20 protein-coding genes are annotated in these 20435 nt (G+C 68.0%); 11 read left to right on the plus strand and 9 right to left on the minus strand.

Annotation, left to right across the window (positions count from 1 at the left end):
* The first annotated feature begins 100 nt into the window (after positions 1 to 100).
* A complete protein-coding gene (locus CNO20_RS11855; protein WP_101296342.1) occupies positions 101 to 1150 on the plus strand; it encodes a TAXI family TRAP transporter solute-binding subunit in 1050 nt (349 codons plus the stop codon).
* A gap of 17 nt (positions 1151 to 1167) precedes the next feature.
* Positions 1168 to 3165: a TRAP transporter permease gene (locus CNO20_RS11860; protein WP_101296343.1), complete on the plus strand. Its 1998-nt coding sequence runs from the start codon at positions 1168 to 1170 to the stop codon at positions 3163 to 3165.
* A 72-nt stretch (positions 3166 to 3237) separates the two neighbouring features.
* On the opposite strand, the gene CNO20_RS11865 is transcribed toward CNO20_RS11860, so the two are convergent.
* The 5 genes from CNO20_RS11865 to CNO20_RS11885 all read right to left on the minus strand — a co-directional run bounded on the left by CNO20_RS11865 (position 3238) and on the right by CNO20_RS11885 (position 8383).
* Positions 3238 to 4938: an acyl-CoA mutase large subunit family protein gene (locus tag CNO20_RS11865; protein WP_101296344.1), complete on the minus strand. Its 1701-nt coding sequence runs from the start codon at positions 4936 to 4938 to the stop codon at positions 3238 to 3240.
* A 101-nt stretch (positions 4939 to 5039) separates the two neighbouring features.
* The gene (locus tag CNO20_RS11870; protein ID WP_101296345.1) at positions 5040 to 6746 is read right to left on the minus strand and encodes an NADH-quinone oxidoreductase subunit D; all 1707 of its coding nucleotides are present in this window, start codon (positions 6744 to 6746) and stop codon (positions 5040 to 5042) included.
* A gap of 185 nt (positions 6747 to 6931) precedes the next feature.
* Positions 6932 to 7570, minus strand: a complete 639-nt coding sequence (locus tag CNO20_RS11875) for an FAD-dependent oxidoreductase (RefSeq protein WP_101296346.1) — start codon at positions 7568 to 7570, stop codon at positions 6932 to 6934.
* Positions 7571 to 7625: 55 nt separating this feature from the next.
* On the minus strand, positions 7626 to 8033 hold the full coding sequence (locus CNO20_RS23390) for a hypothetical protein (protein ID WP_199174834.1): 408 nt from the start codon (positions 8031 to 8033) through the stop codon (positions 7626 to 7628).
* Complete coding sequence (locus CNO20_RS11885) at positions 8030 to 8383, minus strand: hypothetical protein (protein ID WP_101296347.1); 354 nt, start codon at positions 8381 to 8383, stop codon at positions 8030 to 8032. The genes CNO20_RS23390 and CNO20_RS11885 overlap by 4 nt, the downstream gene beginning before the upstream one ends.
* Before the next feature lie 224 nt (positions 8384 to 8607).
* Between CNO20_RS11885 and CNO20_RS11890 the strand changes: the two genes are divergently transcribed.
* The 3 genes from CNO20_RS11890 to CNO20_RS22625 all read left to right on the plus strand — a co-directional run bounded on the left by CNO20_RS11890 (position 8608) and on the right by CNO20_RS22625 (position 12196).
* Entirely contained in the window at positions 8608 to 10368 is a 1761-nt protein-coding gene (locus tag CNO20_RS11890; protein WP_101296348.1) for a 2-oxoacid:acceptor oxidoreductase subunit alpha, read from the plus strand.
* Complete coding sequence (locus CNO20_RS11895; protein WP_101296349.1) at positions 10365 to 11228, plus strand: 2-oxoacid:ferredoxin oxidoreductase subunit beta; 864 nt, start codon at positions 10365 to 10367, stop codon at positions 11226 to 11228. The genes CNO20_RS11890 and CNO20_RS11895 overlap by 4 nt, the downstream gene beginning before the upstream one ends.
* Positions 11229 to 11779: 551 nt before the next feature.
* A complete protein-coding gene (locus CNO20_RS22625) occupies positions 11780 to 12196 on the plus strand; it encodes an Ig-like domain-containing protein (RefSeq protein WP_143423204.1) in 417 nt (138 codons plus the stop codon).
* A gap of 84 nt (positions 12197 to 12280) precedes the next feature.
* On the opposite strand, the gene CNO20_RS11900 is transcribed toward CNO20_RS22625, so the two are convergent.
* Complete coding sequence (locus tag CNO20_RS11900; RefSeq protein WP_101296730.1) at positions 12281 to 12463, minus strand: hypothetical protein; 183 nt, start codon at positions 12461 to 12463, stop codon at positions 12281 to 12283.
* Positions 12464 to 12576: 113 nt separating this feature from the next.
* Here CNO20_RS11900 and CNO20_RS11905 point away from each other — a divergent pair, with 113 nt between their 5' ends.
* The 4 genes from CNO20_RS11905 (at position 12577) to CNO20_RS11920 (ending at position 16103) form a co-directional block, all read left to right on the plus strand.
* On the plus strand, positions 12577 to 13995 hold the full coding sequence (locus tag CNO20_RS11905; RefSeq protein WP_101296350.1) for a geranylgeranyl reductase family protein: 1419 nt from the start codon (positions 12577 to 12579) through the stop codon (positions 13993 to 13995).
* Between the two features lie 101 nt (positions 13996 to 14096).
* A complete protein-coding gene (locus tag CNO20_RS11910; protein WP_101296351.1) occupies positions 14097 to 14930 on the plus strand; it encodes an aldo/keto reductase in 834 nt (277 codons plus the stop codon).
* Between the two features lie 185 nt (positions 14931 to 15115).
* Positions 15116 to 15856, plus strand: coding sequence for a hypothetical protein (locus CNO20_RS11915; RefSeq protein ID WP_101296352.1), 741 nt, complete (start codon positions 15116 to 15118; stop codon positions 15854 to 15856).
* A 61-nt stretch (positions 15857 to 15917) separates the two neighbouring features.
* Complete coding sequence (locus tag CNO20_RS11920) at positions 15918 to 16103, plus strand: DUF7333 family protein (protein ID WP_101296353.1); 186 nt, start codon at positions 15918 to 15920, stop codon at positions 16101 to 16103.
* Between the two features lie 61 nt (positions 16104 to 16164).
* Here CNO20_RS11920 and CNO20_RS11925 read toward each other — a convergent pair whose 3' ends face one another.
* The 3 genes from CNO20_RS11925 to CNO20_RS11935 form a co-directional block, all read right to left on the minus strand.
* Positions 16165 to 17274, minus strand: coding sequence for a DUF373 family protein (locus CNO20_RS11925; RefSeq protein ID WP_101296354.1), 1110 nt, complete (start codon positions 17272 to 17274; stop codon positions 16165 to 16167).
* A gap of 107 nt (positions 17275 to 17381) precedes the next feature.
* A complete protein-coding gene (gene sppA / locus CNO20_RS11930; protein ID WP_101296355.1) occupies positions 17382 to 18380 on the minus strand; it encodes a signal peptide peptidase SppA in 999 nt (332 codons plus the stop codon).
* A gap of 80 nt (positions 18381 to 18460) precedes the next feature.
* Positions 18461 to 19369: a coiled-coil protein gene (locus CNO20_RS11935; protein ID WP_101296356.1), complete on the minus strand. Its 909-nt coding sequence runs from the start codon at positions 19367 to 19369 to the stop codon at positions 18461 to 18463.
* 330 nt (positions 19370 to 19699) lie between these two features.
* On the opposite strand from CNO20_RS11935, the gene CNO20_RS23395 reads away from it, so the two are divergent.
* Together CNO20_RS23395 and CNO20_RS11945 are read left to right on the plus strand one after the other, a co-directional pair.
* Positions 19700 to 19855 (plus strand): hypothetical protein, encoded by a 156-nt coding sequence (locus CNO20_RS23395; RefSeq protein ID WP_199174835.1) that lies wholly within the window; start codon positions 19700 to 19702, stop codon positions 19853 to 19855.
* Positions 19856 to 19963: 108 nt separating this feature from the next.
* On the plus strand, positions 19964 to 20407 hold the full coding sequence (locus tag CNO20_RS11945; protein ID WP_101296358.1) for a DUF371 domain-containing protein: 444 nt from the start codon (positions 19964 to 19966) through the stop codon (positions 20405 to 20407).
* The last annotated feature ends 28 nt before the right edge of the window (positions 20408 to 20435 follow it).

Below are 20435 nucleotides of genomic sequence, written 5' to 3' on the forward strand. Positions count from 1 at the left end.
CGTCGGCCGAGATGCTCTGACCAACGTTTCCAATTTGATCTGTAGAATTACCGGTGTTAGGGGGAAAGGTATTATTGCTACTGGCGGTAAACGACGATGCATGCGTGAGAACGACAGTCACGTTGGGCGACGCGCGCTCCTTCGGTCGACGGGCGCGGGGCTCGGCGCGCTGGCGGTGACAGGATGTCTCGGAGAGGGGACGGGCGGAAGCGGGTCGAACGGCTCCGGCGGCTCGACCGACGTGGTGATGAAGACGGCTTCGGAGACGACCGCCGCGTACGCCATGAGCCAGGGCATCGCCGCCGTGGTCAACGAGAACGCCGACGAGGTCCGCGTCGACGCGCGCCCGAGCGAGGGGACGAACGTCAACGTCGGCGAGCTCGACCGGGGTGAGATCCAGATCGCGTACATCCAGAACTGGACCGCGAACAAGCTCCGCGAGAAGGAGGCCCCCTTCGAGAACCTCTCGTTCGCGCCGAACCAGGTGTTCCACCTCTACGACCTCGGGTGGTTCCTCTGCACGGCGAACGAGGGGTGGGAGACCGTCACGGACATCGGCGGCGACAGCCGGGTCTCGCCGACGCCCCGCGGCTCGGGGACGGCCGAGATGCTGGAACACGCCCTCGGGTACGTCACCGAGGACTACCGGCGGATCAGCATCGACTACGGCGCGCAGGCCAGCGCGATGAACGAGGGCCGCCTGGACGTCGGGGCCGGCACCTTCGTCAACTTCTCCGTCGAGCCCGGCTGGCTCCAGGAGATGAAGGGGACCGTCGACCTGCGGCTCCTCGACTTCCCCGACGACGCCGTCGGAGAGCTGAGAGACGATCCGGCGCTCCTCATCACCGACGTCGACACGTCGGCGTTCGACGGGTACGCGTACGCGCCGGAGACGCTCCGGTCGCCCTCGCTCGCGTACAACTTCGTCGTCCGGAACGACCTCGACTACGACGCCGTCTACGCGCTCCTCTCGACGATGTACGAGCATCGCGAGGCGCTCGGCGAGAACCACGCGCTGTTGAAGAACCTCGCGGACGTCGAGTTCTGGCTGCAGAACGCCTACGAGGGGATCCCGTTCCACCCGGCCGCGGCCGACTTCTACGAGGAGCAGGGCGCGTGGTCGGACGAGTTCACGCGGGGGAAGGAGTAACCGGCGCGGAGCCCGCCATGAGCGACTCCCACCACCCGGGCGAGCGCCTCCTGCGCTGGACGATCTCCGCCGTCGCCGTCGCCCTCACCGCGTACACGCTCTACTACGCGTACGGCCGCCCGTTCGTCCGGCTCCGACACTCGAACCTCTTTCTCGGCGCGGGGCTCGCGCTGTTTTACCTCGTCGAGGCGTCGAACCTGCGGTACGGCGACGGTTTGGGGGGATCGACCGCGCCGCCCCCCGACACTGTCCAGGAACGGTTGGGGACGCGACTCGGATCGGCGTTCGGATCGGCGAACGCCGCGGTCTGCCTCCTGTCGGCCGCCGCGGCCGTCGGGGCGGCGGCCTACGTCGAGTTCGAATTCCAGCGGCTCCAGTACGACGCCCCGGTGATGGGGTTCACCGACCTCGACTTCCTCGTCGGCGCGGTCGTCGTCGCGCTGGTGACCGACGCGACCCGGCGGGCCTACGGCGCGTCGATCGCCGGCGTCGTGCTCCTCGCTGTCCTCTACGCCGTCGCCGGGCCGTGGCTCCCCGGCTTCCTCGGACACACGGGGATGGAGTGGACCGAGGTCGCCCGGTACGGCGCGATCGGCCTCACCGGGGCGTACGGCTTCATCCTCGGCGTGGGGACGACCTGGGTCGCCGTGTTCATCATGTTCGCCGGGATCGCGAAGACCTACGGCGCGCTGGATTACGTCCTCGACGTGGGCGGGGAGGTCGGCAACAAGCTCCGGTCGGGGGTGGTGCAGGTGGCGGTGATCGCCAGCATGGCCATGGGGTCGATCACCGGCAGCGCGGCCGCGAACACCGCCACCACCGGCAGCTTCACCATCCCGATGATGAAGCGGCAGGGCGTCCGCGACGACTTCGCGGCCGCCATCGAGTCGGTCGCCTCCAGCGGCGGGCAGATGATGCCCCCCGTCATGGGCGTCGCGGCGTTCCTCATGGCGGACATCCTGCAGGTCCCCTACGTGCGGATCATCCAGGCGGGGCTCCTCCCGGCCCTGCTGTTTTATTTCAGCGTCGGCCTCGCGGTGCAGTTCGTCGTGCTCAAGTTCGGCTGGACCTCGGAGCGGACGGGATCGTTCGACTCGTCGGTCCTGCTGGGCGGGATCCACTTCGCCGTCCCCCTCGCGGTCCTCGTGTACGCCCTCGTCGCGCTCCGGCTGACGCCGCTCAGCGCCGGCCTGTACGCGACGGCGACGATGGTGGCGACGGCGTACGTCAGGGACCTGTACGCCGAGGGCGCGTCCCCGTCGACGCTCCGGAACACCACGGAGCGGACGCTCGCCGGCTTCAGGGAGGGCGCGGTGGACATGGCCCCGCTCGTCGGCGTGCTGGCGGCGATGGGCGTCATCATCAGCATGCTCACCCAGACGGGGCTCGCACAGAAAGTCAGCTTCCGCATGGTGGGGCTCGCGGGCGGCGTCCTCCTCGCGGTGCTCCTCATGGCGATGCTCCTGAGCATCCTGTTCGGGCTCGGGATGCCGACCCCGGCGGCGTACATCCTCGTCGTCGTCCTCGTCGCGCCGGGCCTGATCGAGATCGGGGTGTCCGACCTCGTCGCGCACCTGTTCGTCTTCTACTTCGCGATGCTGTCGGCGATCACGCCGCCCGTCGCCGTCGCCGTGGCCGTCGGAGCCCGCATCGCCGACGCCGACTTCCTGCGGACGGGCAAGCAGGCGCTCCGGGTCGGCGCGCCCGGCTTCTTCATCCCCTTCGCGCTCGTCGCCAACCCCGCGCTCGTCACCTGGACGCTCCCCGGAACGCTCCTCTCGCTCGCCGTCGTCTCCGTCGGCGTCGTCGCGCTCGTCGTCGCCGCGACCGGCTACGACGGCCGGGCCGACGTCGCCGCGCCGCACCGTCTCGGATACCTGGCGCTCGCCCTGGCCGCGCTCTACGCGCCGGCGCTGGCGGTGCAGTTCGCCGCCGCGGCGCTCGCGCTGGCGGCGCTCGGCGTCGCCCACGCCTCACGCCTCCAGCGGGGAGTCAGCCCGACGAAGGGGCAGTAACCCGGGCCTGCCCGACCTTCACGGCGGCGGTATGCCGCTCAGACCAGTCCGACCTTCACGGCGGCGGGCCGTTCAGGCCAATCCGATCTTCTCCTGGTACGCCCCGTACTTCTCCTCGAACACGCGCATGATCTCGCCCATCGTCGCGTACACCTTCACGGCGTCGACGAGGTAGGGCATGACGTTCTCGCCCGCCTCGATCGCCCCCCGGAGGTCTTCGAGCGCCGCCTCGACGGCGTCGTCGTCGCGCTCTTCCTTGACCGATTCGAGCCGCGCGAGCTGGCGCTCCTGGACCTCGTCGTCGACGTGGAGGGTCTCGGGTCGGGTGTCCTCGTCCATCTCGTACTTGTTGACGCCGACGACGACCTCCTCGCCCTCCTCGACGCGCTCCTGGTACTCGTAGGAGGCCTCCTGGATCTCGCGGTGGAAGTAGCCCTCGTCGATGCCGCGGAGGACGCCGTCGCGGACCGAGCCGTCGCCCATCTCCCTGATCTCCTCGATGTAGGCCATCGTCTCCTCTTCGACCTCGTCCGTCAGCGCCTCGATCATGAAGCTCCCCGCGAGCGGGTCGATGCTGTCGGCCGCGCCGGACTCCTCGGCGATGATCTGCTGCGTCCGGAGGGCGACCCGGACCGCCTCCTCCGAGGGGAGCGCCAGCGCCTCGTCGAAGCTGTTCGTGTGGAGGCTCTGCGTCCCGCCGAGGACGCCCGCCAGCGCCTGGATCGTCACGCGGACGATGTTGTTGAGCGGCTGCTGGGCCGTGAGGGACTGACCGGCGGTCTGGGTGTGGAACTTCAGCTGCTTCGAGCGGTCGTCCTCCGCGCCGTACCAGTCGCGCATGACGCGGGCGTAGATCCGCCGGCCCGCCCGGAACTTCGCCACCTCCTCGAAGATGGAGTTGTGCGAGTTGAAGAAAAAGGACAGCTGGGGGGCGAACTCGTCAACGTCGAGTCCGCGCTCCACGGCGTCCTCGACGTAGGCGAAGCCGTCGGCGAGGGTGAACGCCAGCTCCTGCACCGCCGTCGAGCCGGCCTCGCGGATGTGGTACCCGGAGATCGAGATGGGTCGGAACCGCGGCGTCTCCTCGGCGGCGAACTCGACCGTGTCGGTGACGAGGTGCAGGGACGGCTCGGGCGGGATCACCCACTCCTTCTGCGCGATGAACTCCTTGAGCATGTCGTTCTGGAGGGTGCCGCCGATCCGCTCGCGCGGGACGCCGCGCCGGTCCGCGAGCGCGACGTACATCGCGTAGATCACGGGCGCGCTCGGGTTGATCGTGAAGCTCGTCGTCACCTCCCCGATGTCGATGCCGTCGAAGAGGATCTCCATGTCGCGCAGGGTGTCGACCGCGACGCCCTCCGTGCCGACCTCCCCGTCCGACAGCGGGTCGTCCGAGTCCTTGCCCATCAGGCTCGGCATGTCGAACGCCGTCGACAGGCCGGTCTGGCCGTTCTCGATGAGGTACTTGAAGCGCTCGTTCGTCTCCTCGGCCGTGCCGAAGCCCGCGAACTGCCGCATCGTCCACGTGCGCCCCCGGTACATCGTGGGGTACACCCCGCGCGTGTAGGGCTCCTCGCCGGGGAACCCGATGTCGGCCGCGTAATCGAGGTCCGCCACGTCCTCCGGGGTGTAGAGGTCCTTCACTTCGAGGTTCGAGACGGTGGCGAAGCGCTCCTTTCGCTCGCCGTAGCGGTCCCGTACGGGGTCGCGGGTCTCCGCCTCCCACTCCTCCCGGGCGCTCCGGATCTCGGCGAGATCGTCCTCGTCGTACATGTCCGGATTTTTGCCGGACTATTCATTAAGGATTCGGGTTCCGGGACGGGTGCTCGGAGCGCCCGTCCAACGACCGGTGGCGGTGCGCTCCGGTCCCGCGCTCACCGGTCGACGGATCCGAGCACGATGTCGAGACTTCCGAGCGCCGCGATGAGGTCCGGAACGTACTCGCCGTTGGCCATCTCTCCGAGCGAATGGAGGTTGTTGAAGCACGCCGCGCGGATCTTGAACCGCCGGGGGCTGGGCGACCCATCGGCGCGGATGTAGATCCCGAGTTCGCCCTTCGCCGACTCCACCGCCCGGTAGATCTCTTTGTCGTCGTCGGGCCGGAGCGTCCGGGGCACGTTCGACTGGATGGTGCGCTCGTCCTCGGGCCAGTCTTCGAGCAGGTCGACGCACTGGTCGATGATCTTCGCCGACTCCTCGACCTCGCGGAGGCGGACGAGCAGCCGCGCGAAGTTGTCGCAGCCGTCCTCGACGGCCACGTCCCAGTCGAGCTCGTCGTAGTACCCGTACGGATCGTCCCGCCGCAGGTCGTAGTCGATCCCCGACGCTCTCGCGACCGGGCCGGTGCAGCCGTACTGCTTGGCGACGTCCGGCGGGAGCACGCCCGTGTCGACGGTGCGCGCCTGGAGGATCTCGTTGCCGGTGATGAGGTCGTGGTACTCCTCGAGCGCCTCCGGCAGGTCGTCGAGGAAGCCGCGGACCTTCTCGAAGAACTCCTCCCTGGGTTCGGGGACGTCCCAGACGACGCCACCGAGCCGGAAGTAGTAGAACATCATCCGCTGACCGGTGAGATCCTCGAGGATGTTCTGGACCTTCTCGCGGTCGCGTATCGCGTACATGAAGATCGCGGTGAAGTCGCCGTACACGTCCAGCGCGAACGTCCCCACGGCGAGGAAGTGGCCGAGCATCCGGCCGAGTTCGACCGACATCGTCCGGAGGACGTCCGCGTACTCGGGCACGTCGATGTCCGTGAGGTCCTCGATGGCGCGGGCGACCGCCCACTCGTTCGGGAGGTTGGCCGTGTAGTCCCAGCGGTTGGAGTACGGGATGATCTGGTAGCGGTAGGTGCCCTGCTGGGCCATCTGCTCTTCGCACCGGTGCAGGTAGCCGATGTCGGGGTTGACGTTGACGACCTGCTCGCCGTCGAGCGTCACTTCCAGGTGGAGCACGCCGTGGGTCGCGGGGTGGTGCGGGCCGATGTTGATGAACATCGTGTCGGCGTCGGGGTCGCCGTATCCCTCCCGCGGCCCGGGAGCCATGTCCTCGACCGGGTTCTTGTGCTCCGTGAGCGTGACGACCTGGGGGCGGCCCTGATCGTAGTCGAGCGAGAGCGGATGGCCCTGCCAGGTTTCGGGCAGGAGGATCCGCCGGAGGTCCGGGTGGCCCTCGTATTTGATTCCCACCAGATCGTACGCCTCGCGCTCGTGCCAGTCGGCCGTGCGATACACGGGTTCGGCCGACTGGCTCACGGGGTTTTCCTTGTCGGTCGGGACGACGACGCTCACTTCCTGGGTCGGGTCGGCGTACTTCTTGAGGTGGTAGATCGACTCGTAGTGCGTCTCGTACTCCTGGGCGGTCACGCAGGAGAGGAAGTCGAAGCCGGCCTCGTCGCGCAGGCGGAACAGCGCGTCCTGGACGTCGCTGGGACGAATCACGAACCCCGGCGCGTTCACGTGCTCTTCGCGACCGATCACGAGATCGCCGAGCAGCGCCGCGATGCGATCGGCGTCGACGCCCGCTCGCCGCTGTTCGACCTCCGGCTGTTCCGCCGCTGGGTCCGTCCTCTGGGGTGTTTCGCTCATTGCATTCAGGTGGTTGGGTCGTGGGGGTCGGTTTCGCCTCGATCGGCTCGTTCGGCGCGAAGAACCGGCGACGCGGCCTGCGGTCTTTCGTCCGGAGTTGCGTTCGAGCGTGGAAAACGGTGTCGATACTCGTAATTAATTTAGAATTTAATAAACTAGAAACTATCTGGCGGACGCGCCGATCCTCAGCCGAAGTTCTCCACTTTCGCCTCGTCCGCGTCCGCGCCCGCCGCCTCCAGCGCGTCGGTCGCCTCGTCGACGAAGTCGGCGAACCCGTAGACGAACACCTGCTCTCCGTCCGCCCCGGTGAGCGCGTCCTCGACGGCCTCGGCGACGGGGCCGTCGGTGACGACGACCGTCGCGCCCGCCTCCGAGAGCGCGTCGAGCCTCCCCTCGTGAGCCGGCGCGTCGTCCTTGTAGACGACCGCGACCTCCCGGCCGTCGGCGACCGCCCGCTCGCCGATGCCGACCGCCGGCCCGATCCCCGGCCCGCCGGCGAGCACGACGACGCGCGCTTCGCCCTCGTAGTAGTCGGACCCGTACGGGCCGGCCATCGACAGCTCGTCCCCCGCCGAGAGGTTCACGAGGTGCTCGCTGAACGGCCCAGCCTCCTCGGGGTCGATCCCGACGGTGACTTCGAACGTCCCGGAGGCGTCGGGCGAAGAGATCGTGTAGAAGCGCGAGTACTCCTCGCCCTCCACGGTCGCGGAGAGCTTGACGAACTGTCCGGGCCGCGCGTCGAATCCCTCCGGCGACTCCAGGTCGATGGCGACGGTGTCCGGTCCGACGGACCGAACCGCGGTGACGGTGACGGTAGCTTCCATGTCGTTCGGCTCCGAGGGCCGGGACGACCCTTTCCTTTTCGGCTCGACGGCCGGGTCAGACGACGTCGACCGACCGATCCCCGCCGACGGATTCCTCGCGGTCGTCCGTCGGCGTTCCGGCTCCGCCGCCGCTCCGCTCCTCGCGGTCGTCCCCCGCGTCGACCCGGCGAAGCTCCCCGGCGTCGAGTTCGCCGGCGAGGTACGCCCGTCCCGCGTCGGTGATCTCGTAGTTACCGTCGGGTCGCCTGTCGAGCAGACCGTGGCCCGTCAGCCGCTCCAGCCGCGCTTCGAGGTAGACGCGCGGGTAGTCCATTTCGGTCGCCACCTCGGCGAGTTCCCGGTGGAGCGGAAAGAGCCGGCGCGGCCCCCGCAGGCAGAGGTACTCGAGGATCCGGTCGTCCGGGTGGGCCATCCACCGCGCGTGCTTTCTGACGTCGGCGAGCCGGGGCGGCCGCCCGGTCATACCGGGTCCTCCGCGGCCGCGCGGCGGCGGGCGTCCTCCGTCCCGGATCTGATCCGGTGGAGGTGCTCGTCGCACAGCGTCAGCGTCCTGTCGGTGATGTGGTACTCGACGGAGCCGACCACGTCGTCGCCGCGGTACGTCGCCGTCGCCTCCCACCGCGGCAGCGCGAAGTGACCGTCGCGGCCGCAGAGGGCGCACCCCTCGTTCAGCGACCAGTGCCCCCGTTCGAGGCTCCGTCCGAACTCGGCGATCTCACAGGAGCGGCAGAACCCTCCCAGTTCCACCCCGCTCGTGAGCTCGACGACGACGCGGTTGTACCCCGCCTCCAGCCCGCAGCTGATACATAACATGCACTTTCCCTCCCTGGTTCCCCTCTCCGGTGCTCCCCCCAATTCGAGAGTTCCACTTAAATCTATCTCCCGACATGTTTCGGGCCAGTCATTATCCGCGGTTCTACGCCGCGACTCGACCGGTTCCGGAGCCCCGCGACCGCGCCCCCGTCGGGCGGGCGATCGAGGGACGATCACTCCTTTCAGAAGGCTTTTGACCGGGCCACGGGTACCTCCAAGTCAGCATGCCTGCGGACTTCAACTGGGCCATCGGCGGCGAAGCCGGCGATGGTATCGACTCCACAGGGAAAATTTTCGCTCAGGCGCTTTCCAGGGCTGGACGCCACGTGTTTACCTCGAAGGACTTCGCGTCGCGCATCCGCGGCGGGTACACCGCGTACAAGGTCCGCACGTCAGTCGACCCCGTCCAAAGCGTCGTGGACCGCCTCGACGTTCTCATCGCGCTCACGCAGCGCACCATCGACGAGAACCTGGACGAACTGCACGAGGGCAGCGTCATCATCTACGACGGTGAGCGCACCACGATGCAGGACGTCGAGATCCCCGAGGGGATGATCGGGCTGGACGTTCCCCTCAAGAGCCTCGCCGAGGAGGCCGGCGGGGCCATCATGCGCAACGTCGTCGCGCTCGGGGCCGCCTGCGAAGTGTCGAACTTCCCCATCGAGAACCTCGACAGCGCGCTGGAGAAGCGCTTCGGCAGCAAGGGGCAGAAGCTCGTCGACAACAACAAGGAGGCGGCGCGAAAGGGCCGCGACTACGTCGCCGAGAACTACGACCACGACTACGACTACGACCTCGAAACCACCGACAACGACTACGTCCTCCTCAACGGCGACGAGGCGATCGGCATGGGTGCGCTCGCCGCGGGCTGCCGCTTCTACGCGGGCTATCCGATCACGCCCGCGACGAACGTCATGGAGTACCTGACCGGCCGCATCGAGCGGTACGGGGGCCACGTCGTCCAGGCCGAGGACGAACTCGCCGCGATCAACCTCGCGCTCGGAGCCGCCCGCGCGGGCGCGCGCTCGATGACGGCCACGTCGGGGCCGGGCATCGACCTCATGACCGAGACGTTCGGCCTGGTGGCGACGAGCGAGACGCCGCTCGTCATCGTCGACGTGATGCGCTCGGGTCCCTCCACGGGGATGCCGACCAAGCAGGAGCAGGGCGACCTGAACCAGCTGCTGTACGGCGGCCACGGCGAGGTGCCGCGGTTCGTCGTCGCGCCGACGACCGTCTCCGAGTGCTTCTGGAAGACGGTCGAGGCGTTCAACCTCGCAGAGAAGTACCAGCTGCCGGTGTACGTTGCTGCCGACCTCGCGCTCGCCGTCACGGAGCAGACGTTCCCGCCGGAGGCGTTCGACATGGAGCGGGTCGAGATCGACCGCGGGCTGGTCGTCGACGGCGACTCCATCGGCGAGTGGCAGAACGAGAAGGGGCAGTTCAAGCCGCACGCGCTGACCGAGGACGGCATCAGCCCCCGCGCGTTCCCCGGCGTCGACGGCGGCGCGCACATGTCCACCGGCCTCGAACACGACGAACTCGGCCGGCGGACGGAGGACACAGACATGCGCGTCGAGCAGGTCGACAAGCGCAACCGGAAGGTGCAGACCGCACAGGAGCGCGAGGACTGGGACTACCGCGAGTTCGGGAACTCCGAATCCGGGAACCTCGTCATCTCCTGGGGGTCCAACGAGGGCGCGATGGTCGAGGCGATGGAGTACCTCGACGAGGAGGGCGTCGACGTGCGGTTCATCTCCGTCCCGTACATCTTCCCGCGGCCGGACCTCTCCGAGGAGATCAACGACGCGGACCAGGTGATCGTCGTCGAGTGCAACAACACGGGGCAGTTCGCCGACCTGCTCGAACGCGACGCGCTGCGGCGCGTCAAGCGGGTGAACAAGTACGATGGCGTGCGGTTTAAGGCCGACGAACTCGCATCTCAGATCGAGAAAACCCTCCGCCAGGAGGAGGTCACAGCATGAGTTCTCAGGTTCGATTCACCGACTTCAAATCCGACAAGCAGCCGACGTGGTGCCCGGGGTGCGGCGACTTCGGCACGATGAACGGCATGATGAAAGCGCTCGCCGAGACGGGCAACGACCCGGACAACACGTTCGTCGTCGCCGGGATCGGCTGTTCCGGCAAGATCGGGACGTACATGCACTCGTACGCCCTGCACGGCGTCCACGGCCGCGCGCTCCCGGTCGGCGCGGGCGTGAAGATGGCCCGCCCCGACCTCGAAGTGATGGTCGCGGGCGGCGACGGCGACGGCTACTCGATCGGCGCGGGCCACTTCGTCCACGCCGTCCGCCGGAACGTCGACATGACGTACGTCGTCATGGACAACCGCATCTACGGCCTCACGAAGGGGCAGGCCTCGCCGACGAGCCGCGAGGACTTCCAGACCTCGACGACGCCCGAGGGGCCGAAGCAGCCGCCGGTCAACCCGATGGCGCTCGCGCTCGCGGCGGGCGCGACGTTCATCGCCCAGTCGTTCTCCTCGGACGCGCTGCGCCACCAGGAGATCGTCCAGCAGGCCATCGAGCACGACGGCTTCGGCTTCGTCAACGTGTTCAGCCCCTGCGTGACGTTCAACGACGTTGACACGTACGACTACTTCCGCGACAGCCTGGTCGACCTCGCGGACACCGACCACGACCCGACGGACTTCGACGCCGCCAAGGAGAAGATCCTCGACGCCTCGAAGGAGTACATGGGGGTCATCTACCAGGACGAGGAGTCCGTGTCGTACGAACAGCAGCACGGCCTCACGGAGAACATGGCCGAGATCCCCGACGGCGCGCCCGAGGACGCCATGGATCTCGTCCGCGAGTTCTACTGAACGACCGTTTTCCGCCTCGGGTGCGCTTCGCGCACCGCTCGGCGCAAAACGCTCGACCAAAAAGGCCGCTCGCTCGTCCCTGCGGGACTCGCTCGCGGTCGGAAACGAGCTGATTGCTTCCACCACCTTCGTAACGGTATCCCAGAATATCGACGCACCCGGTCGTGTTTGCGCTGGTCGTCGCGCCGGTTCGTCGACTCTGAATCTGTTCCGCGCCCGCGGACCTGATGGCTCGCAATCCGATCAGGCGTCTGGGTTCGAACTGCGTCAGTGTTTTAAAATGTGCTCGTAGTAACAGGTGGTACTGTGATCCGGCGCGTGTTTCTCACCGCGGGTATTGGTGGTTGCTTGTTACCCGGATGTTTGTCTCGGAACGGCGGTTCACGCGTCGGACGGATCGCGATAGCGAATTTCACCGCGGCGGTCTCGTTCGCCGTTACATTGCTGGAGAGCGAAACGGTCGTTTACGAGAAGGTGCACAGAATCGGGTGAGACGACCAGTTAAAAGAGCACGAACGGATATAAGACAAACGAACTGACGGGAGACTACTGTGACTCAGACGGGGAATTCCGAACGGGACGTCCCGCGACGGGCGGCGTTGAAACTCCTCGTTCCCGGGGTGGTAGCCTGTTCTGGCTGTACCCAGGTGTTCGGGGAAAAAGTCTCGTTGTGGGTGCTGAATAGGTCTGACAAAGATCACTCGGTCAGGGTCGTCGTTCGCGGAACTGATGATGCGGGAGCCTTCGAAAAGCGATACCGGCTTCGGTCGGGAGAGACCGCGTTGGAGACCCACGTTCTCGAACGGGGAACGTACGACGCGGAGCTTTTCATCGATGGGCGATCGAGCGGGCTGACAACCCACGAGTTCGAAACTCCTAGTTGTCGTGAACCGGTTTTTATTTTATCCGTCGAAGGGGCCGATCGGGCTGATTTCCATACACAGTGCGGCGGCGTCAAAGACGTTTGACGTTCGGTTTCCCCGCTGCGAGGGCACGCTCGCGCGGCGTCGAGTATTTCGGCGCTGAGTACGGCGTTTCCGGCGTCCGACCCTTCACACCTCCTCGACGTAGAGGTGGTACCGCGTCCCGCAGTCCGGACACCGCGCGTCCGGCGCTTCGATGAGATCCGTGAGGAGCACTTCCCCGTACTCGCAGTTCGGGCACTCGTACACGAGCGAGTCCCCGGCGACGCGGTGGGCGAGGGCGTTCGTGTTCTCGGGCGTGAGCAGCGCCATCGTGTCCTCCGCTCCCCGATACGGCATCGGCCGGTAAAACGCTGTCCGCCGGAGGATCTGTGCGCCGACGGATACAGTCCTTTTTTATGACGGCGATGACAATCTGGGATAACATGGCAGCGGATCCGTCCGACAGCGGTAGGCCGGGTGCAGGCGGCCGACGGACGCACTCGTACGACATCGTCGTCGTCGGCGGGGGGACGGCCGGCGCGTTCGCGGCCGCCACGGCGGCGCGGGAGGGCGCGGAGACGGTCCTCCTGGAGCGCAAGAGCCGCGACGAGGCCGGCCACATCGCCTGCGGCGACGCGATCAAGGGAAAGAGCACCTTCCCCGACGTGATCGACCTCGACTACCTGAAAGACGAGTCGTTCACGAACAGAAACATCCGCCGCGCGGTGTTCGAGAACCCGCGGGGCGAGACGCTCGAAATCCCCTTCGGCGGCGCCACGGGCGCGGTGATCGACCGCAAGCGCTACGGCGAGGTGATCCTCGAGGAGGCCGAGCGGCTGGGCGCGGAGATCCACTACGACACGGTGGTCCAGGACGTGACGCAGGACGACGACGGTCGGGTGACGGGCGTCCGCGGCAAGCGCAGGGGCGAGGTCGTCGAGTACGACGCCGCGGTCACCATCGACGGCGCGGGCGCGCTCTCCATCCTCCAGGACCGGATCGACTTCTCCGGATCGACGTTCGACACGAACGTCTCGTACTCGCAGTTCTGCTCCGCCTACCGCGAGATCGTCGAGGTGGACGATCCCGTCGAGTGGGACGACGCCATCGTGTTCAAGCCGACCGAGGAGCTCGGCTACCTGTGGTACTTCCCCCGCTCTCCGACCGAGATCAACGTGGGGCTCGGCTTCCAGATGAACAAGGAGCCGATGAAGCTCGTCGAGGTGCTCAAGCGCGACATCCGCGACCGCGCGGAGTTCGCGGGGGCGAAGGTGACGGACAAGCTGGGGGCGGCGCTGCCGACGCGGCGGCCGTACGATTCCGCGGTCGCGCCGGGCTTTCTGGCCGCGGGCGACGCCGCCGGCCACGTCAACCCCACCACCGGCGGCGGGATCCCCGGCGCCGCGAAGTCGGCCCACTGGGCGGCCAAGCGGGCGGTGGAGGCGATAAGCGACGGCGACGTGAGCGAGGAGTCGCTGTGGGAGTACAACCGGCGGGTGATGACCTCCTTCGGCAAGAGCTTCGCCGCGATCGACCTGTACAACATCTGGGGCGGCGCCCACGAGGTCGACGAACTCGTCGACATCGTCTCGTCGATCCCCGGCCAACAGCTCGTCGACGCGATCGGCCGGACCGGCACCTCCTCGATGAGCCTCGGGCTGAAGCTGAAGACGCTCGTGAAGACGTTCGGCCACTGGGACGAGCTGTACGAGCTCTATCGGGTCCAAAAGAAGGCGGGCGAGATCCGCGACCAGTACAACGCCTACCCCGCCTCGCCGAGGGGGTTCGACGCCTGGCGGGAGGGCCGCGACGCGATCATGGACGAGGTGTACGCCATCTCCGGCGCGGACCCGAAGTACTGAGAACCGCGGCCGGCCGGGGTCGACCGCCCTCCCCTCGCGCCTCCCGGCAGCCCGTTCCCCGGGCGCAACCCCTTTTCGTCTCCCGCCCGAACGTCCGTGCAATGTCTCAGCAGCAGCCGCCGACCAGCGACGACTGTCCGGTCGCGAACGGCATGCCGATGCTCGGCCTCGGCACGTGGCAGAACGACGACCCGGACGCGTGTTCGACGGCGGTGGCGACCGCCCTGGAGACCGGCTACCGACACGTCGACACGGCGCAGGCCTACGGCAACGAGGAGGCCGTGGGCGACGGCATCGAACGGGCCGACGTGCCCCGCGAGGACGTGTTCCTCGCGACGAAGGTCTGGATCGACAACCTGGCGCACGACGACGTGATCGAGACGACGAAAGCGAGCCTCGACAGGCTCGGCGTCGACTCCGTCGACCTGCTGTACGTCCACTGGCCGTCGCGGACGTACGACCCCGAGGGGACGCTCGCGGCGTTCGACGAGCTGTACGACGAGGGGCTGATAGAGCGCGTCGGCGTCAGCAACTTCCAACCGGAGCACGTCGAGGAGGCGGTCGAGATCGCCGACGCGCCGATCTTCGCCAACCAGGTCGAGCTCCACCCGCTGCTCCCGCAGGAGGGGATCCGGTCGGCCTGCGCCGAGCACGGCGTCGAGGTCGTCGCGTACTCGCCGCTCGCCCGCGGGGAGGTGTTCGACGTGCCCGAACTCTCCGAGGTGGCGGAGAAGCACGGCGCGAGCGAGGCGCAGGTGAGCCTCGCGTGGCTCCGCGAGAAGGGCGTCACGGCGATCCCGAAGGCCTCCGGCGAGGAGCACATCCGCGACAACTGGGAGTCGCTCGCGCTCGACCTCGACGAGGAGGACGTGGCGAAGATCGACGCGATCGGCCGGACCGACCGCCGCGTCGACCCGGGTTTCGCGCCGTGGTGAGGCCGTAACCCCGCACCGAACGGCGAGCCGACCGGTCGGCGACTCCCGGCGATCCTCGGGACGTCCCGTCAGCGAGCCGAGTGTACCGTCCGCGAACGGTCGGAACCGTCGGCGACGGTACGCATCCGGACGCTTTTCCCGCGAGAACCACACATTTACATCAGGTAACGTAACATTCACGTTAGATGGGAATACCGACTCGACCGGGATTTCTCGGCGCGATCAGGATCGATCTCGCGCGGTTACACGACGCGTGGATGGAACTCGCCTTCCCGCGGCAGCTCGACGCCGGGCGGATCCTCGGCAAGTGGCGGCCGACGACGGCGACTCAGCGGATCTCCTACGCGGGCTGGGCGGCGCTGGGCGTCCCGCTCGTGGCGGCGGGCTACCCGCTGCTTCTGTTCGGCTTCGCGGCGCGGTTTCACGCCCGGCGGCTCGGAACCGCCGGAGCGCGCCTCGGCGTCGCCGGCGCGGTCCTCCTGTCGCTCCTGCTCTGGGGCGCGCTCACCGCCGTCGCGCACCTGCGACTCTCCTTCGACGGGTTCGTCGCCGTGCTCGCCGCGAGCCTGGCGGCGACCGCCGCCGCGGCGCTGACCGTCTTTTTCGACCGCGTCGGCGGCCGCGCCACGAGCGTCCTCCTGGCGTACCCCGCCGGGGTCACGGCGCTGTTTCTCCCGCCGGTCGTCGCCGCGCTCTACTCGCCCGCCGTCGCGGCCGTCGTCCTCCCCGGAAGCTACACGCTCGCCGTCTGGCTGCTCGACAACGTGCTCGCCGTCGCCGGGGTGAGCGCGTTCCTGCGCGGGCGCTTCACGCTGGAGGGGGTCGCGTACGTCGCGATGTGGTTCGGCATCGCGGTCCCGTCGGGGTGGTTGCTCGGGACGGCGGTCGCGCTGGCCGACGTCGTCAGGCCGCGCCGCGGCGACTGAGAGCCGAGCGGCCGCGTTCCCGTTGAGTAAGGCTTAATCGGCGTCCGTCCTACGCTTCGGTATGGAGTTCGACCTCCCGAAGACGGCGCTGCTCTTCGCGATACCGCTTCTCGTCATCGTCGCCGGGACGGTGACGAGTCCGATGCCGCCGGCGCTGAGCATCGGAATCAGCGTCGGCATCGCGCTGTTCGGCGTGTTCACGCTCGTCGTCGGCATCAAGCACGGCGAGTACCGGGCGACGAACTGACGCCGCCGGCCGGGCCGGTCGGACGCGGCACCCGCGCCCCGGCGCTCGATCCCGTTCCGTCCTACGGCTCGATGACCTCCTCCAGCGTCTCGTCGCTCATGCTGGCGGCGACTTTGACGCCGACGGCGCTGACCACGATTCCGGTGATCACGAACAGCGCGAGCCGGTGGGCCGGCCGGAGCGCGTGATCGAACAGGACGAGGGGCCGGAGGTGGCCCTCCTGTTCGAGGATGTAACCGGAAAAGCCCCTGATCACGAGCCCGAGCGCGACGACGCCGAACGGGAGGTTCAGGTAGGGCCGCCTCGCGCCCTCGGCGCGGATGAGCTCGTCGAGCAGCCTGCCGGTGCTCGCGGTGAGCGCCGCCAGGGCGAGCCACGGGACGCTGCTGTACGCGAACTGCGTCGCGCGGACGAGCGCCGTTCCGCCGTCCGGCAGGTCGGACACCGCGAGCGCCCCCAGGAAGACGCCGACGAGCGCGAGCCCGGCCGCGACGACGTACGTGACGACCGACACCTGTCCCGAGTACAGCGCGTCGCGGACCCGATCCGAGGCGCGCGCGAGGCGCTCGCTGACGGCGAGCCCCTTGTAGAGGAGCACCGCGCCGAGCAGCGACGCGACCCCAGCGAGCGCGACCGCGGGGGAGAAGCGAAGCAGGAGGAGCGGCAGCAGGAGCAGGCCGATTCCGACGGGAACGAGCACGGTCGACCGGAGCTCCTCGTCGCCCAGGAACTGTTTCAGGAGGTAGTACGTCGACTCGATGTCGCGGGCCTGCCGGACGACGACCCGGTCGACGGCGTCGACGGGGAGTCTGCTCTCGATGATCGGGATCACGCGCTCGTCCTGCGCGCTGTCGATGACGACGACGGCCGAATCGGGTCCGTAGCGCTCGACCAGTTCGTCGAGCTGTTCTGCGACCGAGAGGTCCGCGCCGACGAGCGATTCGCCCGCCCCCGAGACGACGGCGACGACGGCGTCCTCGCGCTCGTCGCGGAGGGATCGTGCGATCCGGAGCGTTTCGAGCAGGCAGTTGACGCTCGAATCCTCGGGGTCGGAGAGCCCGACCTCGATCACGAGCGAGCGCACGGCCTCCCACCCCGAGACGGGCGTTTCCAGCCCCGTCTTCCGGCCGATGTCGTTCGAGCGATCGATACACAGCACCAGCGTCGTCACAAGAGGGGCGAGTACGCCCCGGGCTAAAAACCCCCCTGTCGCCCTCGTCGAGCGATTTACGCCCGCGTTAGGCCGTCGCCGGCTCGGTTCGAGGAGCGCTCGACGGCTCAAAAGCGGAAGTCGAACCCGTCGTCGGGCGCGAACCGTCCGGCGACTCCCGCGCCGAACGCGTACGCGACCGACTGCGACGCGCCGCGGAGCCGGGCGAGCGGTCCCCGCGAGGGCTCGAACTCCCGGACGGTCACGTCCGTTCCGACGAGTTCTTCGACGCGCGCCCGGGCGTCCTCGCGCGTTCCGAGCTCGTCGACCAGCCCCAGTTCGAGGGCGTTCTCGCCGAGGTAGACGCGGGCTTCGGTGTCTCGGACGACCGCCGGATCCATCCCCCGCCCCTCGGCGACGCGCTCGACGAAGTCCTCGTAGAAGTCGTCGATAATGCCCTGGAGGTAGGCCCGCTCGTCGTCCGAGATCTCCTTCAGCGCGAGCCCGGCGTCCTTGTACTTGCCGGCGGCGAACCGCTCGTAGGAAACCCCCAGCCGGTCCGCGAGCTCGGAGACGTTGACGGACGAGCCGATGACGCCGATGCTCCCGACGAGCGTCGCGTCGCGCGCCCACAGCTCGTCGCACCCGCTCGCGATCCAGTACCCGCCGCTCGCGCAGACGTCGGTCGCGTACGCGATCGTCGGCCCGTCGAACGCCGCCGCCGCCCGGCGGATGTCGTCGCTTGGAACGACCTGCCCGCCGGGGGTGTTGAGTTTCAACAGGAGCGCCTCGGCGTGCGGGTCTTCGTCGGCGGCCTCGATCTGGTCGACGATCTCGTCCGCGCTCGCGCCGACCGCCCTGGCCAGCGGGCCGCGACGCCCCCCGTCGCGCGTGATCGGCCCCTCGACGGCTACCTCCGCCGCGTTGTACTCGGGGAACTTCGCGGCCGCGACTCTGGCCGCCAGCCTGACGCCGAACAGGGTCACCCCGACCGCGAGAAGGACGCCGAGCAGGTCGGCGAGGTCGGCCGGCGCCTCGACGAACAGCACCCACCCGACGACGGCGGCCGCGGCCGCGCCGACCGCGACGACGATGAGACGAGCGACTCTCGCCATCGGCCCGTTCATTGCGTTTCACCCGACATGGATGTCACTCCGCGGGGAGCGCCCATAAAACTGCGACGAAAACGCGGAAGAAAACGCCGAACTCAGAGCAGCCCCGTCTTCTGGAGCTTCATCAGGTCCTCGGTGTCGAGGGTCTCGCCTTCCTTGAACTTCTGGTAGATCTCCTCGGCCTCCTTCTTGGCGGCCTCGCGCTGCTCGGCGCGGGAGTCCTTGCGCTGCTTTTCTTCTTTCTTGTCCAGCTCGCGCAGGCGCTTCTGGACGCGCACGAAGTCCTCGTGGTGCCGGTCTGCGGCCTCCTGCGCCTCGACGAACAGCTCGTGCATCTCGTCGGCGCGGTCGCGGATGTCGTCGGCCTCGCGGTAGGCCTCGATCATCTTGTTGTGGTGCTCCTGGGCCTTGTCGGCGAGTTCCGTCACCTTCTGGTGGTGCTTCGACGCCTCGGAGCGGACCGCCTCGGCCTCCTCGACGAGCTCCTCGAGTTCGCCGCTGTCCTCGACCTTCTCCTTCTTCTCGCGGTACTGCTCGCGCTTCTTCTCGATCTTCTCGATGAGTTCGCGCTCGTCCTCGGTCGAGAGGACCTCGGTCTGCTGGCGGAACTCGAGCTGCTCGATCTCCTCTTTGAGCTCCTCCAGGTCCTTCCCGTCGTCCAGCTCGAGGTCCTGCTTCATCTGTTCGACCTTGTCGAACAGCTCGTTGGCCTCGGCGTTGAGCTCGTTGCGCTTCTGCTTGTGCTCCTGGACCTGCTCGTTGAGCTCGTCGCGCTTCTCGCGGTGTTCCTGGGCCTCGTCGACCTTCTCCCGCGTTTTGGCGTTGAGCTCGTCGCGGCGCGACGCCCGCTCGGACGCCATCTGGTTCAGCTCGTTCCGTCGGTCGCGGAGCTGTCCGGCGAGCTTGATGAGCTGTCCCTTAGAACCGTTTTCGAGCTTGTCGTCCGTCAGTTCGACGTTCTTCGATACGTCGAGTTCCTTGATGTCGAATTTCTCTACTGCCATGCGTGATTAAACCTCGATACCATCACCGCTCCGGCCGTAGCGGCTGCTCGTCGGAATGCGACCGGCCGTGTATAAGAATTCCCGATCATTCTACGTGCGATGCCGCCGGAACGCCGGAGGCGTTCTGGTATCCTGTCCTACAGCCGTGCGACATATAAATACTTCGGTGGTAGGAGTGAGTGAAACTGGCTACCACACCGCTCAATCCGCTCCTGCGCGGACGCTCGCGAACTTTCGACGTGGGGTACATCGTACATAAGCGACTCCGCACTTTCACTTCCGCCCTGCCCTTGGCTCGATTTAATGACGGTACGGTTCCGATACCCGTCCATGCTCAACGACCTCGCGTGCGCCTGTGAAGCGCCCGAATGCGGCCGCCCGCTCTCGGAGGAGTCGCTCATGCTCGTGATGCGGAACGCCGCGGGCGAGCGCCGGGCGTACGAGTGCGACTGCGGCGCTGTCACGATCACCGTCGTCCGGGAGTGACCGCCGATCGAGTCGGCCTCGGCCGACCGCCGGGCGGCCGACCGTCGACCGGGACGATCTCGGGCGGGAAGCGCCAGCCATTTGCGCCGCCGCCGTCGCCGTTCCACCATGGAGGAGATCATCCGCGCCCGCGGCCACGAGCACGTCTCCGCGGCGCACGCGAGCACGTTCGAGGTGACGAGCGACGACTGGCTCACCCCCGCCGGCGATTGCATCCTCGCCGTCGAGGCGGATCGGACGCCCGCGGACTTCGATCGCGCGTTCGTCGAGGCGTGCCGCGACCCCGACGCCCGGATCGTCGCCGCCTTCGAGGCGGGGGAGCGGACCGAAACCGTCGTCGGCCGCGGACACCCGGAGCTCTCGTTCGAGGACGACCGGAGCATGGTCGGCCGGACGAGCGACTACGTCGACGACCGGACGATCATGGTCGCCGCGGAGAAGGCCGCGGCGGGGTTCGACCGCGAACTCGTCGCGGCGCTGTCGGACGGGGCCGAGGTGACGGTGACGCTCTCCGTGGAACCGGCGGACGGAAACGGGGAAAGGAACCGGTAGCGCCGTCTCGTCCCGTTCCGTCGCGTCT

It is taken from the genome of Halegenticoccus soli (genome assembly GCF_002844195.1).
GTDB classification, from domain to species: domain Archaea; phylum Halobacteriota; class Halobacteria; order Halobacteriales; family Haloferacaceae; genus Halegenticoccus; species Halegenticoccus soli.

Bases quoted from the DNA above. Each gene is read 5' to 3' on its own strand.
- CNO20_RS11855 (WP_101296342.1), top strand. From the start codon at position 101: ATGCGTGAGAACGACAGTCACGTTGGGCGACGCGCGCTCCTTCGGTCG.
- CNO20_RS11860 (WP_101296343.1), top strand. From the start codon at position 1,168: ATGAGCGACTCCCACCACCCGGGCGAGCGCCTCCTGCGCTGGACGATC.
- CNO20_RS11865 (WP_101296344.1), bottom strand. From the start codon at position 4,938: ATGTACGACGAGGACGATCTCGCCGAGATCCGGAGCGCCCGGGAGGAG.
- CNO20_RS11870 (WP_101296345.1), bottom strand. From the start codon at position 6,746: ATGAGCGAAACACCCCAGAGGACGGACCCAGCGGCGGAACAGCCGGAG.
- CNO20_RS11875 (WP_101296346.1), bottom strand. From the start codon at position 7,570: ATGGAAGCTACCGTCACCGTCACCGCGGTTCGGTCCGTCGGACCGGAC.
- CNO20_RS23390 (WP_199174834.1), bottom strand. From the start codon at position 8,033: ATGACCGGGCGGCCGCCCCGGCTCGCCGACGTCAGAAAGCACGCGCGG.
- CNO20_RS11885 (WP_101296347.1), bottom strand. From the start codon at position 8,383: ATGTTATGTATCAGCTGCGGGCTGGAGGCGGGGTACAACCGCGTCGTC.
- CNO20_RS11890 (WP_101296348.1), top strand. From the start codon at position 8,608: ATGCCTGCGGACTTCAACTGGGCCATCGGCGGCGAAGCCGGCGATGGT.
- CNO20_RS11895 (WP_101296349.1), top strand. From the start codon at position 10,365: ATGAGTTCTCAGGTTCGATTCACCGACTTCAAATCCGACAAGCAGCCG.
- CNO20_RS11900 (WP_101296730.1), bottom strand. From the start codon at position 12,463: ATGGCGCTGCTCACGCCCGAGAACACGAACGCCCTCGCCCACCGCGTC.
- CNO20_RS11905 (WP_101296350.1), top strand. From the start codon at position 12,577: ATGGCAGCGGATCCGTCCGACAGCGGTAGGCCGGGTGCAGGCGGCCGA.
- CNO20_RS11910 (WP_101296351.1), top strand. From the start codon at position 14,097: ATGTCTCAGCAGCAGCCGCCGACCAGCGACGACTGTCCGGTCGCGAAC.
- CNO20_RS11915 (WP_101296352.1), top strand. From the start codon at position 15,116: ATGGGAATACCGACTCGACCGGGATTTCTCGGCGCGATCAGGATCGAT.
- CNO20_RS11920 (WP_101296353.1), top strand. From the start codon at position 15,918: ATGGAGTTCGACCTCCCGAAGACGGCGCTGCTCTTCGCGATACCGCTT.
- sppA (WP_101296355.1), bottom strand. From the start codon at position 18,380: ATGAACGGGCCGATGGCGAGAGTCGCTCGTCTCATCGTCGTCGCGGTC.
- CNO20_RS11935 (WP_101296356.1), bottom strand. From the start codon at position 19,369: ATGGCAGTAGAGAAATTCGACATCAAGGAACTCGACGTATCGAAGAAC.
- CNO20_RS23395 (WP_199174835.1), top strand. From the start codon at position 19,700: ATGCTCAACGACCTCGCGTGCGCCTGTGAAGCGCCCGAATGCGGCCGC.
- CNO20_RS11945 (WP_101296358.1), top strand. From the start codon at position 19,964: ATGGAGGAGATCATCCGCGCCCGCGGCCACGAGCACGTCTCCGCGGCG.